The sequence below is a fragment of the Streptomyces sp. NPDC102514 genome, assembly GCF_055584525.1.
On record NZ_JBVJLW010000014.1, the window covers coordinates 245,087 to 261,163 of the forward strand.

Consider the following 16,077-nt stretch of genomic DNA (forward strand, 5'->3'; position numbering starts at 1 on the left):
GCGGCACCGGTCCGTACCGGGCCACTGCCCGTGGGGGGACTGTGCGCCTGACGCGCCTACGTTCCGGTGCTCACTCGAACACGAACGGACCGGGCGACTGCGGCCCGTCCGCCGTACAGGTGATGGTGATCCCGAAGACCGTCATCTTCAGGGAGCCACCGAAGGCCTCCAGGCTGTCGCCCGCCGCGACGGTACCGGGCAGCGGGCCGACCGTGACGCCGCCACCGGCGGGGATCGCGGGGTTCTCGGTGCCGGCGAAGACGGTCGTGCCGCCGCCCGCCTTCGCCAGGGTGAGGGTGGAGGAGACCGAGTCCGCGGAGAGCGCGAGCGGGGTGGTGATCTCGGAGGAACTGACGGTGAGGGTGGCGGCGGTGCCGCTCTGGGTGGCCGTGAGGGTGGCCTCACCACCGCCGTAGATACCGCAGTCCGCGACGATCGTGGCGGTCTGGGGTGCCACGGCCGCGGCGCCCGGGGCGAGCGCGAGGCCGGCGGCGAGGGTGCCGGCGGCTAACGCCGCACCGATTCCGAGTCGCTTACTGATCATTGGTTTTCCTTCCCTAGTACGGGAATTGCCGTGTGGGGACGGCCGACGGGCGCTTCGCCGACGACTGGCTGCCGACGCGGATCTGACGGTCCGTCGGAAGAGCTGGCGTCTATTGAGGCGCGAGCGCCTCACGATTGCAAGAGAAACGGTGGTGATTCTTCCGCCCTGAGCGGCGCTCCCCACGGGGGCTCCGCCCCCACACCCCTGGCGGGCCGGCCGCCCGCCGCCGCCCGCCGCACCTCAAAGACTGCGCCGTTCCCCGCGCCCCCAAAAAACGACCACCCCACTCGCCGCCGCCCGCCGCACCTCAAAGACTGCGCCGTTCCCCGCGCCCCCAAAAAACGACCACCTCACCCGCCGCCGCCCGCCGCGCCTCACGGACTGCGCAGTTCCCCGCACCCCTAAAAACGACCACCTCACCCGCCGTCGCACGCCGCGCCTCAAAGATTGCGCAGTTCCCCGCGCCCCTAAAAACGACCACCCCACTCGCCGTCGCACACGCGCGGCCGAGAGCTGGGGCGCAGCCCCGCTCCGAGGGGCGCGGGGAACTGCGCAGTCTTTTGGCTTTCAGGGGCGCGGGGAACTGCGCGACCAGCCCCCACCGGGCCCGCAGGCGGAACCCCCAACGGCCGCACGCCACCTTTCCGTACTGGTCGGTGCAGAAGGTGCTACAGTCCTCTTCAGTATCGATCGGTACCGAACTTTGGGAAGGTCAAAGCCATGGGGAAGCTTGAGGGCAAGACCGCAGTCGTCACCGGCGGCAGCACCGGAATCGGCCTGGCGACCGCAAGACGACTCGCAACCGAAGGCGCGCACGTCTTCATCACCGGCCGCCGCAGGACCGAACTGGAGAAGGCCGTCGCCACCATCGGCAACGCCACCGCGGTCCCCGGCGACGTCAGCGTCGCGGCCGACGTGGACCGCCTGTACGAGCGCGTACGGGAGCACGGACAGGGCCTGGACGTGCTGTTCGCCAACGCCGGCATCAACCACATCGCCACCTTGGACGAACTCACCGAGGCCACCCATGACGCGATCTTCGACATCAACGTCAAGGGCACCTTCCTCACCGTGCAGAAGGCCCTCCCGCTGCTCAACGACGGCGCCTCGGTGATCCTCACCTCCTCCACCGCCGCCGAAGGAGGCGGCGCGGGCATGAGCGCCTACGGCGCGTCGAAGGCGGCCGTCCGGGCGTACGCCCGCGCCTGGGCCGACGAGCTCGGCAGCCGGGGTGTCCGGGTCAACGCGATCTCACCGGGCCCGGTGAACACCGCGATGTGGGACGCGGCTTTCGGTGACCGCGCCAAGGAGATGCTGGAGACCGTCGCGGCCGGGCTGCCCCCGAAGCGGTTCGCGGACCCGGACGAGATCGCCTCCGCGGTGGCCTTCCTCGCCTCGTCGGACAGCAGCTTCGTCTACGGCGCGAATCTCTACGTCGACGGCGGCATGAACCAGATCTGACCGAACACCCCCCGATCCGGATGACCGAGAGGCAGCCATGTCAGCTGTGCCAGCCATGTCCGACACCGAACTGCGCGACTTCTTCCAGCGCTACATCGACGCGCTCAACGCGCACGAGTTCCACCGCATGACCGAGTTCGTCCACGACGAAGTCCTCATGAACGGCCGGCCGGTCACGCGGGACGATGTCATCGCGGCCCAGACGGAACACACCGACGCGGTCCCGGACTTCACCTGGCGGGTCGAGGACCTGGCCGTCGACGGTGACCGGGTGGCGTCCCGGCTGTTCAACAGGGGTACGCCCGCGAAGGAATGGTTCGGCGTGCAGCCGACCGGCGCCACGGTGGAGTACGCGGAGTTCGCCTTCCACAAGGTGCGTGACGGCAGGTTCTACGAGATGAACTACCTGATGGACGCCCAGGCGGTCCAACAACAACTGACCCCCTGACCCCACCACGGCAAAAGATTGAGCCGTTCCCCGCGCCCCCAGATACCCAGGGGCGCGGGGAACTGCGCGACCAGCCCCCACCGGGCCCGCAGGCGAAAACCTTCAACCCGCGGTCACCACGGACCGCACCACCCCGTCCGCCCCCGCGACGAACACCGGCGTAGCCGCACCGCCGAGATCCCGCACCGCCGCGAGGTCGTCGTCCGTCAGGGACGCGGACTCCCCCTCGCCCACCACAACCGCCGCCGCCTCCAGGGACGTCGCCCCGGACGCCACGGCCATCGCCACCGCGGTCCGCAGCGCGCTCAGCCGCAGGGAGGGCAGTGCGACGGTGCCCGCCACATACGTACGGCCGTTGTCGTCCCGTACGGCAGCCCCCTCGGGCACCCCGTTGCGGGCCCGGGCCGCACGGGCCAGGGTGACGATCTTGCGGTCCTCGGGTTCGAGCGCGGTGCTGTCGGTCATGCCCAGAGCATACGTAGGGCGTCGCACGGCAGCTCAGGGCCGGTCGAGCCGCAACCGCTCCGCCCGCGGCAACCCCGCCACCACCAGGTCGTACGAGTCCTCGACCAGCTCCCGGACCAGCCGCGCGGGCAGCGGGCCGTCCACGGTCACCGTGTTCCAGTGGCGCTTGTTCATGTGCCAGCCCGGAACGATCAGCCCTTCGTGCTCCCCGCGCAGCCGCACCGCGTCCTCGGGGTCGCACTTCAGGTTGACGGTGAGCGGACTGCCCTCCAGGGAGCTGAGCGCGAACATCTTCCCCAGCACCTTGAAGACGGAGGTCTCCGGGTTGAAGGGGAACTCCTCCACGGCGGCGTTGAAGGACAGACAGAGCGCGCGCAGCTCCTTCGGGGTCACTCCGGCTTCTCCTCCGGGGCGTCGGCACCGGCGTCGGCCGGAACGACCGGCTCGACCAGCACCGTGACGATCTTGTTCCGGCGTCCCGCCGACGCCTCGGCCGTCAGCAGCAGCTCGCGGCCGTCGGGCAGTTCGACGACCGAGGACGCGCCGGCGATGGGCACGCGGCCGAGCGCCTTCGCGAGGAGCCCGCCGACCGTCTCCACGTCCTCGTCGTCGTACGCCTCGAAGCCGTACAGCTCGCCGAGGTCACCGATGTCGAGCCGGGCGGTCACCCGGTAGCGGTCGTCGCCGAGGTCCTGCACGGGCGGCAGCTCACGGTCGTACTCGTCGGTGATCTCGCCGACGATCTCCTCAAGGATGTCCTCGATGGTGACGATGCCGGCCGTGCCGCCGTACTCGTCGATGACGACGGCGACGTGATTGCGGTCCTGCTGCATCTCGCGCAGCAGGTCACCGGCGTTCTTCGTGTCCGGGACGAACGCGGCGGGCCGCATGGCCGTGGACACCAGCTCGCTCTCCGCGTCCCGGCTGATGTGCGTCTTGCGGGCCAGGTCCTTCAGGTACACGATCCCGACGATGTCGTCCTCGCTCTCCCCGGTGACGGGCACCCGCGAGAACCCGGAGCGCAGGGCGAGGGTCAGCGCCTGCCGGATGGTCTTGTACCGCTCGATGACCACCAGGTCGGTGCGCGGGACCATGACCTCCCGGACCAGCGTGTCGCCCAGTTCGAAGACGGAGTGCACCATGCGGCGCTCCTCGTCCTCGATGAGCGACTCCTTCTCCGCCAGGTCGACCATCGCGCGCAGCTCGGCCTCGGAGGCGAAGGGTCCGCGCCGGAAGCCCTTGCCGGGCGTGAGCGCGTTGCCGATGAGGATGAGCAGCGGCGGGACCGGTCCCATGATCCGGGCCAGGGGCAGCAGCACGTACGCCGCCGCCGTCGCCGTGTTCAGGGGGTGCTGGCGGCCGATGGTGCGCGGCGAGACCCCGACGGCGACGTACGAGACGAGGACCATCACGCCGATGGCGACGGCCAGCGCCTGCCAGGTCTCGGTGAACTCCTTCAGGCAGGCGTACGTGACGAGGGCGGCGGACGCCATCTCGCACGCGACGCGCACCAGCAGGGCCACGTTCAGATAGCGGGTCGGGTCGGCGGCGACCTGGGCGAGCTTGGCGCTGCCGCGGCGGCCGGACCGTACCGCCTCCTCGGCGCGGAAGCTGGAGACGCGGGCGAGGCCGGCCTCCGCGCAGGCGGCGAGCCAGGCGATCACGACCAGGGCGATGGCGCCCAGGACCAGTTGCGGGCTCATGAGACGGTCGGGGCCGGGGAGGGGCCTTCGAGGCCCTTCTCCGCACGCCAGCCGTCCACGATGGCGGCCTGCAGACCGAACATCTCGGCCTTCTCGTCGGGCTCCTCGTGGTCGTACCCGAGCAGGTGCAGCACTCCGTGGACGGTGAGGAGCTGGAGTTCCTCGTCCATGGAGTGCTGCGTCTCGGCGTCCTTGCCCTGCTGCTCGGCGACCTCCGGGCACAGCACGATGTCACCGAGCAGCCCCTGCGGCGGCTCCTCGTCGTCCTTCGCGGGCGGCCGGAGCTCGTCCATCGGGAACGACATGACGTCCGTGGGGCCCGGCAGGTCCATCCACTGGATGTGCAGCTGCTCCATGGCGTCGGTGTCCACGACGATCACCGAGAGCTCGGAGAGCGGGTGGATGCGCATCCGCGCGAGGGCGTAGCGGGCGATGTCGAGGATCGCCTGCTCGTCGACCTCGGTCCCGGACTCGTTGTTGACGTCGATCGACATGGTCGCGCTGGTCTACTTCCGTTTGGTACGGGCGCCCTTGTGGGTGCCGTTCTCCGTGCCGTTCTGGCTGTCGTACTTCTCGTACGCGTCGACGATACGGCCGACCAGCTTGTGCCGGACGACGTCCTGGGTCGTGAGCCGCGAGAAGTGGACGTCGTCGAGGCCCTCCAGGATGTCCTGGACCTGACGCAGACCGGACTTGGTGCCGCTCGGCAGGTCGACCTGCGTCACATCACCCGTGACCACGATCTTCGAATCGAAACCGAGCCGGGTGAGGAACATCTTCATCTGCTCGGCGCTGGTGTTCTGCGCCTCGTCCAGAATGATGAAGGCGTCGTTGAGCGTGTTGTGCGTGAGCAGGTAGTCCTGCGTCACGTACAACGAGTCCTCCGCCGCGACCTGGATGCAGACCGCTTCCTCACGGCCCGCGGGTTCGATGCTGTCGATGAAGCGCATCGGCCGTCCGCCTCCTCCGGCCGCCAGGTACTTGTCGCGCTTGCGGGCGAGGCGGAAGGGTTCGATGCCTTCGGGGAGCCGGATGTCGACGATGTGGGAGTCACGGTTGTGGACGACATCACGACCGTTGGCCCTGCCGGGCGCCCGCCCCTCAGCGGCACGACGGCGGGTGTACGCGACACCGCCCAACGACTGCACCAGAGCGATGACGTCGTCGCGGAGCAGGATCGATGTCGTGGAGTACTGGATCCGGCACGTGCGATCGGTCTGGACGACCGGACCGCCGTCCGAATCGAGCAGACCTTGCAGGACCGCCAGCCGTACGCCGGCAGAGTTGTGCAGGTAATCGTCAGGGACGAACTTGGAGTGCGAACGACTCCGCAGCAGGTCCAACTCACGCAGGATCCGGGTGACCGGATTCTCAAGCGTGATCACGTCACCGGGGCTCTTGATCCGGTTGAGGACGTAGTCGGGTCCACCACGGTGGCGCAGCACCACACCCGGAAGGGCGGCTTCCAGCGCTTCCGCCAGCTCAGGGTCCTCCGTGGCGAAGGAAGGAGTGGTGGAGCCCGTCAGGCAGCCGTCGCCCAGGAGAAGTCCCAAGGCGTACGGATCCATGGGGATCTCGCGCTCGGGGAACGAAACCGGCGCGGTGAGCATGGGCAACTCGTACCGCCGGGCATGCGCGGCGCGAAGGTTGCCGATCATCTCCTTCGTCTCCAACACCCGCCACGGCTTGTCGCGGCGCCTGTCCGACGCGGTCCGGACGGTCCACAGGTGCTCACCACAGCACAGGGTCCACGAGCCGTCCTGGGCGGTGACGCGGTAGATGTCCTTCTCACCCTGCGGGTAGACGCCGAGGACCGGAGTCGGCTCGCCGTTCGAGCCGATGACCAGGTCGCCGACCTCAAGGTCACCGATGGGGCGCCAGCCGTCCGGCGTCAGGACATTGGTGAAGACCGGCTGGGCGCGGCCCCGCATGTACGCCAGCGGTGCGACCTCGATCGTGCCCGCCGCCATCAGGCGCGGGATCGAGTCCGGGTCGAGCATGTCGTGCAGGGCGTCGTAGAGCGGGCGCAGGTAGGGGTCGATCTTGTCGTAGAGCGTGCCGGGCAGGAAGCCGAGCCGCTCTCCCGCCTCGACCGCCGGGCGGGTCAGGATGATGCGGCTGACCTGCTTGGCCTGGAGGGCCTGGACGGCCTTGGCCATGGCGAGGTAGGTCTTGCCCGTACCGGCGGGGCCGATGCCGAAGACGATGGTGTGCTTGTCTATGGCGTCGACGTACCGCTTCTGGTTGAGCGTCTTGGGGCGGATGGTGCGTCCGCGCGAGGACAGGATGTTCTGGGTGAGGACCTCGGCCGGGGTCTCCGGGCCGTCGCCCTCCCCGTTCTCAGTCGCCCGCAGCATGGCGATCGAGCGTTCCACCGCGTCCTCCGTCATCGGCTGTCCGGTGCGGAGCACCAGCATCATCTCGTCGAACAGTCGCTGGACGAGGGCCACTTCACGGGCGTCGCCGATGGCGCTGATCTCATTGCCCCGGACGTGGATGTCGGCCGCCGGGAAGGCCTTCTCGATCACGCGCAGGAGGACGTCGCCCGATCCCAGCACGGTCACCATGGGGTGCGCCGCGGGGACGGTGAACTGGGCTCGTGACTGCCCCTGCGCGGGGCTGTGAGCTGTGGGTGTCTGCGTCATGGGCCGGCTCTGTAGGCCTGCTCATCCTCCTCGGTGAGGCACGCTTGCCGGTACGGCAGCCTTGTGTCTCCAAGAGTACGTCGGGGCACCGACAACACCGTAGGACTTTTCCGCCGCACCTGTGGCACCAGGGGCGGCCCCGGGTGCCGACCCCCGTCCCCCGGTCCTCCGTCTCGCGTCCCCTGCCCCCCGTCCGGCCGCCCGCATCCGGTCTCACGCGGATCTGCGGAATCCGATCGTCGGTACGGCCCGTCTCAGGGGCCAGGCCCGGGCGCTCTCCGGAAGCAGCGGTTCCAGGAAGGCGTACCGGCCGAGCGCCGCGGGGTCCTGATGGTCGTAGGACTGCACGCGGCGCCACCAGGCGGCGATCTCCGACCAGCCGGGCGCGGACAGCGAGCCGCCGAACTCCTGGACCGACAGCGCCGCGGTGAGTCCCGCGAAGGCGAGCCGGTCGGCGAGCGGCCAGCCGGCCAGCGTGCCCGTCACGAACCCCGCCACGAAGACGTCCCCCGCACCGGTCGGATCCATCGCCTCGACCTCGATGGCCGGAACCTCCGCGGTCTCACCGGTCCTGCGGTCCACGGCGTACGCGCCCTCGGCACCCAGCGTGACGACGGCGAGCGGTACGTGCTCGGTGAGCGCGTGCGCGGCGGCGCGGGGACATGAGGCGCCGGTGTACCGCATGGCCTCCTCGGCGTTCGGCAGGAACGCCTCGCAGTGCCGCAGGTCGGCGAGCCCGGCGAGGTCCCAGCGGCCGGTGTCGTCCCAGCCCACGTCGGCGAAGATCCGGGTGCCCCGCTGTGCCGCCCCGGCGATCCAGTGCGCGCTCGTGCCCGGCGTCAGCGAGGCGACGGCCGCCCGCGCGCGGGGCGAGCAGTCGGGCGCGGGCTCCTCGGGAGGCGGTTCGTGGCCGTGGCTGACCATGGTCCGCTCGCCCTCGTACGCCATCGAGACGGTCACCGGGGAGTGCCAGCCGGGCGCGGTGCGGGACGCGGAGAGGTCGATGCGTTCGCCCTGTTCCAGGGCGTCCCAGCAGTACTCCCCGTAGTGGTCGTCCCCGAAGGCCGCCGCGAGCGAGGTCTTCAGGCCGAGCCTGGCCAGCGCGGTCGCCATGTTCGCGACGCCGCCGGGGCTGGACCCCATGCCGCGGGCCCAGGACTCGGTCCCGCGGACGGGGGCGGAGTCGAGTCCGGTGAAGATGATGTCGAGGAAGACGGTGCCGGTGAGGTAGACGTCCCAGGGCGGGTCGTCGGAGCGGCGCAGTTCGGCGAGTGGGTCGAACTGGGCCTGTCGGTACGGTCCCTTCCCGTTGGACGCGGTCACGGTGCGCTCCCCTGAGTGGTGCGGATTCAGGCCAGTGTGCACCAAACGCTCTTCAGGGCGGGGAGGGTCACGCCGGGCCCTCGCGTCCCGTCGGCAACAGGCCGGTTCCCGCTCTCGTCCGGGCTCCGGTTCAGGCTCAGGACGGGTCGAAATCGCGCTCTGCTACCCGGGCCGCCATCTCCCAAACAACAAGTGGTCCAGATCACACCTTCTCCCTTATCGAATCCACCCTTCCGCTTGATACAAATTGCCCGCGCGTTCCTGTCCGTCGACGGCCGCACCAACTCCCCTTCGCTTGGCCCCCCTTTCCGTCCGCACGCCCAGGGAACGCCCGTGTCCGCCCGCACCACCGCTCCGTCCTGGCCCCTCGTCGCCCTTTTCACGGCGGGCTATCTGGCCCCGTACCTGCTGCCCACCACCGTCGGCAGACTCGACGCGGCCCTCCCCCTCTCCGCCACCCAGGCCGGTGCCGTCGGCAGTCTGCTGCTGCTCAGCTCGGCCGCGGCGGGTTTCGCCCTCGCATCCCGGATCCACCGGCTGGGCGCCCGGCGGCTGGCCCGCGCGGGTCTGCTGCTCGCCGTGCTCGGCTACGGCACGGCCGCGCTGTCGACCAGCGTGCCCGTCGTCATCGCCGGCGCGCTCGTCGGCGGTCTCGGCTCCGGTACGGCCACCACGGTCGCCGCGGCCGGCACGGCCGCCCGGCGGGACCCCCACCGCACCACGACCCTCGGTCTGCTGAGCGTCTCCGCCCTCGCGGCGACCGTCTATCTGACGGTCCCCCACCTGGGCCCGGGCCACGGTCTGCCCCTTGCGGCGGTCGCGCTCACCGCGGCCCTCGTATGGCCCGCGACGGCCCAGCTGCCCACCGGCTCCGGTGCGGTCCGGGCGACCGCGCACCGCCCCGCTGCGACGCCTCCGCCCCCGCTGCCGTACCGCCGGCCCGGCCTGGTGCTCGCCGCGGCCATGCTCTGCTGGTCCCTGGCCCAGAACTCCCTCTGGGGCGTCAGCAGCCACATCGGGACCCGGCAGGCGGGCCTGGGCGAGGCGACGGTCGGGGTGGTCTTCGCGGCGGCGCTCGGGGCGGGCCTGCTCGGCGTGCTGTGCGCGGGTGCGCTCGGACCCCGGATCGGCCGGACGCTGCCCGTCGGCGCGGGCACCGTCCTGATCGCGGTCTGCATCGTGGTCAGCGCGGGCGCGGACGGTCTGACGAGCTTCGCCGTGGGCGAGATCGCCTGGAACGCCCTCTACCCGGTGGTCCTCTCCTACCTGATCAGCCTGGCCGCGTCGCTCGACCCGCACGGCCGCTGGGCCGTTCTGGCGGGCTCGGCGTCCTCGCTCGGCACGGCGTGCGGCCCCCTGGCGGGCAGCCTGCTGTCGGCCGCGGCGGGCTATCCCGCGATGGGCTGGGTCCTCGCGACGGCCCTGCTCCTGCTGGCCGTACCACTGGCCGCGGTGGCCGTACGCACCACGGGCGGCCCGGTGCTCCGGGGCCCGGAACCGGTCCTGCGCGGTGGCCCCGCGGAGCAGCCGGCGCAACAGGTACAGCACCCCGTGGAGCAGCCGGTGGTGGAGATCACCGTGGACCACCCGCAGCCCGCGCGGCAGGAGTTCGACACGGCGGGCCCCCAGAACTCGGGCACGTCACCGTCGGCACCCGCGCCCTGAACGACCACCCACCACGGTCAGGCCCCGAACTCGTACGCCTCCACCTCGGCGAGGTACCGGGCCCGTCGTTCCTCGTCGTGTTCGAGGAACGACGCGGTGAACGAGTTCCGGGCCAGCTCACGCAGCCGCTCGGGGGCGAGCCCGAGGGCCTCCCGCACGGCGTCGAAGTTGTCCCCGGCGTACCCGCCGAAGTACGCGGGATCGTCGGAGTTGACCGTGCACAGCAGTCCCGCGTCGAGCATCGCGGGCAGCGGGTGCTCCGCCAGCACGTCGACGGCCCTCAGCCGTACGTTGGACAGGGGGCACAGCGTCAGCGGCACCTGCTCCCGCACCAGCCGGGCCACCAGTTCCGGGTCCTCCATGCAGCGCAGTCCGTGGTCGATCCGCTCGACCCCGAGCACGTCGAGCGCCTCGGTGACGTACGCGGGCGGCCCCTCCTCGCCCGCGTGCGCGACCCGTCGCAGGCCGAGCGCGGCGGCGGCCTCGTACACCTCGCGGAACTTCGCCGGCGGGTGCCCGACCTCGGCGGAGTCGAGTCCGACGCCGACGATCGGGCCGTGCGGCGCCAGGTACGGCTTCGCGGCCTCCAGGGTCTCCAGCGCGGACCCGGCGGACTCGTCGCGCAGGAAGCACATGATCAGCTGGGTGGAGATGCCGTGCGCGGCCTCTCCCCCGCTCTCGGCTTCGCTCGAGCGGGGGGACCCCCATCGGTCGAGCGCCCTCCCGAGCCCTTCCACCACCGTCCCGATGCCGACGCCCCGCGCGAGGTGCGCCTGCGGATCGAAGAAGATCTCCGCGTGCCGCACTCCCTGGGCGGCGGCGCGCGCGAGATACGCGTCGGCGAGGTCCGCGAAGTCGTCCTCGGTCCGCAGCACGGCCATGAGCCCGTAGTACAGGTTCAGGAACGACTGCAGATCGGCGAACTCGTACGCCTTGCGCAGCTCGTCCGTGTCCGCGTACGGGAGCGTGATCCCGTTGCGGGCCGCCAGGGCGAAAGCCAGCTCGGGCTCCAGCGTGCCTTCGATGTGCAGGTGCAGTTCAGCTTTGGGGAGGGGCATCGAAGCATGGTACGGGTGTTTCACCGACGCTTCGGAACCGGCACTCTCAGCAGATCGTGCGCCACGGTCAGCTCCCCCTCGAACCCGGCGGCCCGCGCCTGCCGCTCGAACTCCGCCGGATCGGAGTACCGCTGACTGAAGTGCGCGAGCACCAGATGCCGTACGCCCGCGTCCCGCGCCACGGTGGCCGCCTGCCCGGCGGTCAGGTGCCCGTGATCGACGGCGAGCCGCACGTCCTCGTCCAGGAAGGTCGACTCGATGACGAGCAGGTCGCAGCCCTCGGCGAGCGCGTACACGCCGTCGCACAGCCGGGTGTCCATGACGAACGCGAACCGCTGGCCGCGCCGCACCTCACTGACGTCGTCCAGCAGGACGTCCCCGAGGACCCCCTCCCGCTGGATCCGCCCCACGTCCGGGCCCTTGATCCCGTGCGCGGCGAGCCGGTCGCCCAGCATCCGCCGCCCGTCGGGCTCGACGAGCCGGTAGCCGTACGACTCGACGGGATGCGACAGCTTCCGGGCCTCCAGCGTGTACGCCGTCGAGGTGGCGAGCACCCCGTCGGCGTCCACCGGGGCCTCGGTGAGCGCGACCGTCTCGCGGTAGGCGGTCGCGTACCGCAGCCGGTCGAAGAACTTCTGCCCGGAGCGCGGGTAGTGCGCGCTGATCCCGTGCGGCACCCGGTCGAGGTTGATCCGCTGGATCACCCCGGCCAGACCCAGCGAGTGGTCGCCGTGGAAGTGCGTGACGCAGATCCGGTGCAGGTCGTGCGCGGCCACCCCGGCCCGCAGCATCTGCCGCTGCGTGCCCTCGCCGGGATCGAAGAGGATGCCCTCGCCGTCCCAGCGCAGCAGATAGCCGTTGTGGTTGCGGTGCCGGGTGGGAACCTGGCTGGCGGTCCCGAGGACCACCAATTCACGTACGGACACGTCGAGTTATCCGGCTTCTTCGCTGTCCGACTATCCGGGGGGCCACTGCAGACCGCGACCGCCCAGTACGTGGGCGTGCGCGTGGAAGACGGTCTGCCCGGCTCCACTCCCCGTGTTGAAGACGAGACGGTAGCTGTCGAGCTTCTCCTCGGCGGCGACCTCGCCGGCCTCGCGCACGACGTCGGCGAGGATCGCCGGTTCGGCGGCGGCGAGGGAGGCGGCGTCCGGGTGATGGACCTTCGGGATCACCAGGATGTGGGTGGGCGCCTGCGGATTTATGTCGCGGAAGGCCAGCGTCGTCCCGGTCTCGCGCACGACGGTCGCCGGAATCTTCCCCCCGACGATCTTGCAGAACAGACAGTCGTCCTGCGGTTCCCCTGCCATCACAGCCTCCTCGGCCTGAGTTGATCGATGCCCCGGCATGGTACCGAGGGAGGGTGCCCCGTAAGGGGCGCCCCATCAGGGGCGCGGGGAAATGCGCGGCCGGCCCCCACGCACCCGCACCCGACGACCACCCGTCACGCCCCCGGCAACTCCGGAGCCACCTTCGACGGGTTGTCGGCGAGCGCCGCCAGCGCGATCCGGACGGCCTCGTCAAGCTGGGCATCACGCCCGGCGGCGTAATCCTGAGGAGCCTGGACGACCTCGACGTCAGGGTCGACGCCATGGTTCTCCACCCCCCACTCGTATCCCTCGAGCCAGAACGCGTACTTGGGCTGGGTGACGAGCGTCCCGTCGACCAGCCGGTACCGGCTGTCGATCCCGACGACCCCGCCCCACGTGCGCGTGCCCACGACGGGCCCGATCCCCAGCGCCTTGATCGCCGCGTTCACGATGTCCCCGTCCGACCCGGAGAACTCGTTGGCGACGGCCACGACGGGCCCGCGAGGCGCGTCCTCGGGGTAACTCGTCGGCCGCATCCCGCGCGCGAGGTCCCAGCCGACGATCCGCCGGGCGAGCTTCTCGACGACGAGCTGCGAGGTGTGCCCGCCACGGTTCTCGCGGACGTCCACGACGAGCCCCTCCCGCGCCACCTCGATCCGCAGATCGCGGTGGATCTGCGCCCAACCCGGCGCCTGCATGTCGGGCACGTGCAGATAGCCGAGCCGTCCGCCGGACTTCTCGTGCACGTAGGCACGCCGGTCGGCGACCCACGCGTGGTAGCGCAGCGGCTCCTCGTCGGACATCGGCACGACCACCGCGTGCCGCGGATCACCGCCGCCCGCCGGGGAGACGGTCAGCTCGACGGGCTTGCCGGCCGTGCCGACGAGCAGCGGCCAGGGTCCCGCGACCGGGTCGACGGGCTGCCCGGAGACGGCCACGATCGCGTCGCCCGCGCGGACCGCGACCCCGGGTGCGGCGAGCGGCGACTGCGCGTCGGGGTCGGAGGTCTCCGACGGCAGGATGCGGTCGATACGCCACAGGGGCGCCCCCTGCGGACCGTCGTCGTGGCGGGAGATGTCGGCGCCGAGCAGCCCCTGCCGATCGCCGTGCCCGAATCCGCCGCGCGGCATGACGTACGCGTGCGAGGTGCCGAGTTCGCCCTGCACCTCCCAGAGGAGGTCGACCAGGTCGTCGTGGGTGGCGACCCGTTCGAGGACGGGCCGGTAGCGGTCCAGTACGCCGTCCCAGTCGGTGCCGCCCAGGTCGGGCCGCCAGAAGTTGTCGCGCATGAGGCGGCCGGTCTCGTCGTACATCTGGCGCCACTCGGCGGCCGGGTCGACGCTCTGGCGGATGCGCGACAGGTCGACGGTGATGTTGGTGTCGCTCTCGTCGTCGTTCGAGGCGCGCCGGTCGCTCGGTACGACCTTCAGTTTGCTGTCGGTCCAGAGGAGGATCCGCTTGCCGTCGCCGGTGACCATGAAGCCGTCGGCGTCCGAGGCGAGGTGCTCGATGCGCTGCTGGGCGAGGTCGTAACGCTCCAGGTCGGTCTTGGGGTCCGGGTCGTCGGGGGTGGCACGGGAGGCGCCCAGTACACCGCGCACGGGGTGCCGCAGCCACAGCAGCCCGTCCTTGGCGGCGCGCAGCCCGGTGTAGCGGGCGGCCTCGACGGGGAACGGCACGATGCGGTCGCCGAGCCCTTCGAGATCGATCCGGGTGGCCGGGGAGCCCTCGCTGTCGGGGGTCTCGTCCTTGTCGGGGGCCTCGAAGGGCCGTCCGTGCCGCTGGGGTCCGAAGGGCGAGGGGGTGGTGGCGGCGAGAGTGATGAGGTGCGGCCGGGAGCCCCCGACGAAGGCGAGGTCGAAGACGTGCTCGTCGTAGACGGGGTCGAAGGACCGTGCGGACAGGAAGGCCAGATGCTTCCCGTCGAGGGTGAACGCGGGCGCGTAGTCGCGGAATCGCAGCGGTGTCGCCTCGGTCACCGACAGGTCGGCGGTGTTGGCGAGCTTGAGCTGGCGCAGCGGGCGCGGGCCGGGGTGCGACCAGGCCAGCCAGGCCGAGTCGGGTGAGAAGACGAGCCCGGAGACCTCGCCGTCCTCGCTGCGGTCGACCTCGCGGACCTCGCCGGTCTCGCGTTCGACGAGCAGGACACGACCGTCGTGCGAGGCGACCGCGGCCCGGCTGCCGTCGGGTGCCATCGCGAGTCCGAGGACGCGGCCGAGCTGTCCGGCGGCGAGCCTGCGCGGGGTCGCGCCGGGTGCCACGCCGGTCGCCGGGGCGAACTCCAGGGCGTCGTCGCCCTCCGCGTCGGTCGCCCACACCACGTGTTCCTCGCCGTCGGCGCGGAAGGTGCGGGGCAGCCTGGCCCGTACGCCCTGTTCGGCGGCGAGCGCGCGGGCGGGTCCCGAGCGGTGGGTGACCCAGTGGACGGCTCCGCGCACGGCGACCGCGCTGCCGCGTCCGGTGTGGTCGGGCGCGGCGGCGCCGAACCAGCGGGCGGCGTTCACGGGATGGGGCTGCAGGTCGACGCGCTGTCCGCCGAGCCGGATGTCGAGCCGGCGCGGCTCGGCCCCGTCGAGGTCGTCGAGGATCCACAGCTCACCGGCGGACGCGTACACGACGCGGGTCCCGTCGGTGGAGGCGTGCCGGGCGTAGAAGCCCTCGATCCCGGTGTGCCGCCGCAGGTCCGACCCGTCGGCGAGGGACGAGTACACGGCTCCCACGCCTTCGTGGTCGGAGAGGAAGACGACCCGCTCCCCGACCCACGAGGGGTATTCGAGGTTCCCGTCGAGGTCGGCGTGCAGCCGTACGAACTCGCCGCGCTCCCCCTCCCCGTCGCTCGCCCGGTCGATCCACAGCTTGCCCGCCGTGCCGCCCCGGTAGCGCTTCCACCAGGCGGCCTCGCGGCCCATGGGCGCTGACAGCAGTACGGTGCCGCCGGGGCCGTGGGCCACATCGCCGACGGGCCCGTACGGGAGGGTCGTCGCGGGTCCGCCGTCGAGCGGGATCGCGCGGGCCCAGCTGCGGCGCAGGCTGGCCTGGCCCTGCGTGCTGAGCGCGAGCACCTGGCCCTCGGGTGTCCAGCCGCGCACCTGGGTCTTCCAACTGCCCCAGTACGTGAGGCGTTTGGCGGGGCCTCCGTCGACGGGGGCGATGTGCACCTCGGGGGCGCCGTCGCTGGTCGAGGTCCAGGCGACGGTCGCGCCGTCCGGGGAGATCCGTGGATGGTTCACGGGAACGTTGTCGGCACTGACCCGCCAGGCACGGCCGCCGTCGAGCGGCGCCACCCAGACGTCGTCCTCGGCGGTGAAGGCGATCAACTCACCGTGCAGGTGCGGATACCGGAGATACGCGGAGGTCGCGGCGGATGCGGCGGATGCGGATGCGGCGGATGCAGGCTGTGTCACCCGATCACCCTATGCAGCCGTCCCCGGCCGCGACCAGAGCTTTCGATCACT

14 protein-coding genes are annotated in these 16,077 nt (G+C 71.4%); 3 read left to right on the plus strand and 11 right to left on the minus strand.

Going from position 1 to position 16,077, the window contains the following annotated elements; translation table 11 throughout:
- Positions 1–70: 70 nt before the first annotated feature.
- Entirely contained in the window at positions 71–544 is a 474-nt protein-coding gene (locus tag ACZ60E_RS31795) for a hypothetical protein (protein ID WP_384814769.1), read from the minus strand.
- A 720-nt stretch (positions 545–1,264) separates the two neighbouring features.
- On the opposite strand from ACZ60E_RS31795, the gene ACZ60E_RS31800 reads away from it, so the two are divergent.
- Positions 1,265–2,005 carry an SDR family NAD(P)-dependent oxidoreductase gene (locus tag ACZ60E_RS31800; protein ID WP_385838685.1) on the plus strand — a complete coding sequence of 247 codons (741 nt, stop codon included), beginning with the start codon at positions 1,265–1,267 and terminating at the stop codon, positions 2,003–2,005.
- Between the two features lie 37 nt (positions 2,006–2,042).
- Complete coding sequence (locus ACZ60E_RS31805; protein ID WP_384814773.1) at positions 2,043–2,453, plus strand: ester cyclase; 411 nt, start codon at positions 2,043–2,045, stop codon at positions 2,451–2,453.
- A gap of 102 nt (positions 2,454–2,555) precedes the next feature.
- Here the strand turns inward: ACZ60E_RS31805 and ACZ60E_RS31810 are convergent, their stop codons facing one another.
- From ACZ60E_RS31810 to ACZ60E_RS31835, 6 genes are all read right to left on the minus strand, one after another.
- A complete protein-coding gene (locus ACZ60E_RS31810) occupies positions 2,556–2,918 on the minus strand; it encodes a cytidine deaminase (RefSeq protein ID WP_384814776.1) in 363 nt (120 codons plus the stop codon).
- 33 nt (positions 2,919–2,951) lie between these two features.
- The gene (locus ACZ60E_RS31815) at positions 2,952–3,311 is read right to left on the minus strand and encodes an MmcQ/YjbR family DNA-binding protein (RefSeq protein WP_469444897.1); all 360 of its coding nucleotides are present in this window, start codon (positions 3,309–3,311) and stop codon (positions 2,952–2,954) included.
- Positions 3,308–4,621 carry a hemolysin family protein gene (locus ACZ60E_RS31820; protein ID WP_469444899.1) on the minus strand — a complete coding sequence of 438 codons (1,314 nt, stop codon included), beginning with the start codon at positions 4,619–4,621 and terminating at the stop codon, positions 3,308–3,310. The genes ACZ60E_RS31815 and ACZ60E_RS31820 overlap by 4 nt, the downstream gene beginning before the upstream one ends.
- Positions 4,618–5,115 carry an rRNA maturation RNase YbeY gene (gene ybeY / locus ACZ60E_RS31825; RefSeq protein WP_210882729.1) on the minus strand — a complete coding sequence of 166 codons (498 nt, stop codon included), beginning with the start codon at positions 5,113–5,115 and terminating at the stop codon, positions 4,618–4,620. Before ybeY ends, ACZ60E_RS31820 begins: the two co-directional genes overlap by 4 nt.
- 12 nt (positions 5,116–5,127) lie before the next feature.
- A complete protein-coding gene (locus tag ACZ60E_RS31830; RefSeq protein WP_469444901.1) occupies positions 5,128–7,266 on the minus strand; it encodes a PhoH family protein in 2,139 nt (712 codons plus the stop codon).
- A 213-nt stretch (positions 7,267–7,479) separates the two neighbouring features.
- Positions 7,480–8,589 carry a carbohydrate kinase family protein gene (locus ACZ60E_RS31835; protein WP_469444903.1) on the minus strand — a complete coding sequence of 370 codons (1,110 nt, stop codon included), beginning with the start codon at positions 8,587–8,589 and terminating at the stop codon, positions 7,480–7,482.
- 333 nt (positions 8,590–8,922) lie between these two features.
- Here ACZ60E_RS31835 and ACZ60E_RS31840 point away from each other — a divergent pair, with 333 nt between their 5' ends.
- On the plus strand, positions 8,923–10,254 hold the full coding sequence (locus ACZ60E_RS31840; RefSeq protein WP_469444905.1) for an MFS transporter: 1,332 nt from the start codon (positions 8,923–8,925) through the stop codon (positions 10,252–10,254).
- Between the two features lie 17 nt (positions 10,255–10,271).
- Here ACZ60E_RS31840 and ACZ60E_RS31845 read toward each other — a convergent pair whose 3' ends face one another.
- The 4 genes from ACZ60E_RS31845 to ACZ60E_RS31860 all read right to left on the minus strand — a co-directional run bounded on the left by ACZ60E_RS31845 (position 10,272) and on the right by ACZ60E_RS31860 (position 16,026).
- Complete coding sequence (locus tag ACZ60E_RS31845; protein ID WP_469444907.1) at positions 10,272–11,312, minus strand: adenosine deaminase; 1,041 nt, start codon at positions 11,310–11,312, stop codon at positions 10,272–10,274.
- A 20-nt stretch (positions 11,313–11,332) separates the two neighbouring features.
- On the minus strand, positions 11,333–12,238 hold the full coding sequence (locus ACZ60E_RS31850) for a ribonuclease Z (protein ID WP_469444908.1): 906 nt from the start codon (positions 12,236–12,238) through the stop codon (positions 11,333–11,335).
- 30 nt (positions 12,239–12,268) lie between these two features.
- Positions 12,269–12,622, minus strand: coding sequence for a histidine triad nucleotide-binding protein (locus ACZ60E_RS31855; RefSeq protein WP_384814796.1), 354 nt, complete (start codon positions 12,620–12,622; stop codon positions 12,269–12,271).
- 134 nt (positions 12,623–12,756) lie between these two features.
- Positions 12,757–16,026 carry a S41 family peptidase gene (locus tag ACZ60E_RS31860; RefSeq protein ID WP_469444911.1) on the minus strand — a complete coding sequence of 1,090 codons (3,270 nt, stop codon included), beginning with the start codon at positions 16,024–16,026 and terminating at the stop codon, positions 12,757–12,759.
- Positions 16,027–16,077 lie beyond the last annotated feature (51 nt).

Coding starts and splice junctions, on each gene's coding strand:
- ACZ60E_RS31800 (WP_385838685.1), top strand. CDS start 1,265: ATGGGGAAGCTTGAGGGCAAGACCGCAGTCGTCACCGGCGGCAGCACC.
- ACZ60E_RS31810 (WP_384814776.1), bottom strand. CDS start 2,918: ATGACCGACAGCACCGCGCTCGAACCCGAGGACCGCAAGATCGTCACC.
- ACZ60E_RS31845 (WP_469444907.1), bottom strand. CDS start 11,312: ATGCCCCTCCCCAAAGCTGAACTGCACCTGCACATCGAAGGCACGCTG.
- ACZ60E_RS31820 (WP_469444899.1), bottom strand. CDS start 4,621: ATGAGCCCGCAACTGGTCCTGGGCGCCATCGCCCTGGTCGTGATCGCC.
- ACZ60E_RS31855 (WP_384814796.1), bottom strand. CDS start 12,622: ATGGCAGGGGAACCGCAGGACGACTGTCTGTTCTGCAAGATCGTCGGG.
- ACZ60E_RS31795 (WP_384814769.1), bottom strand. CDS start 544: ATGATCAGTAAGCGACTCGGAATCGGTGCGGCGTTAGCCGCCGGCACC.
- ACZ60E_RS31830 (WP_469444901.1), bottom strand. CDS start 7,266: ATGACGCAGACACCCACAGCTCACAGCCCCGCGCAGGGGCAGTCACGA.
- ybeY (WP_210882729.1), bottom strand. CDS start 5,115: ATGTCGATCGACGTCAACAACGAGTCCGGGACCGAGGTCGACGAGCAG.
- ACZ60E_RS31805 (WP_384814773.1), top strand. CDS start 2,043: ATGTCAGCTGTGCCAGCCATGTCCGACACCGAACTGCGCGACTTCTTC.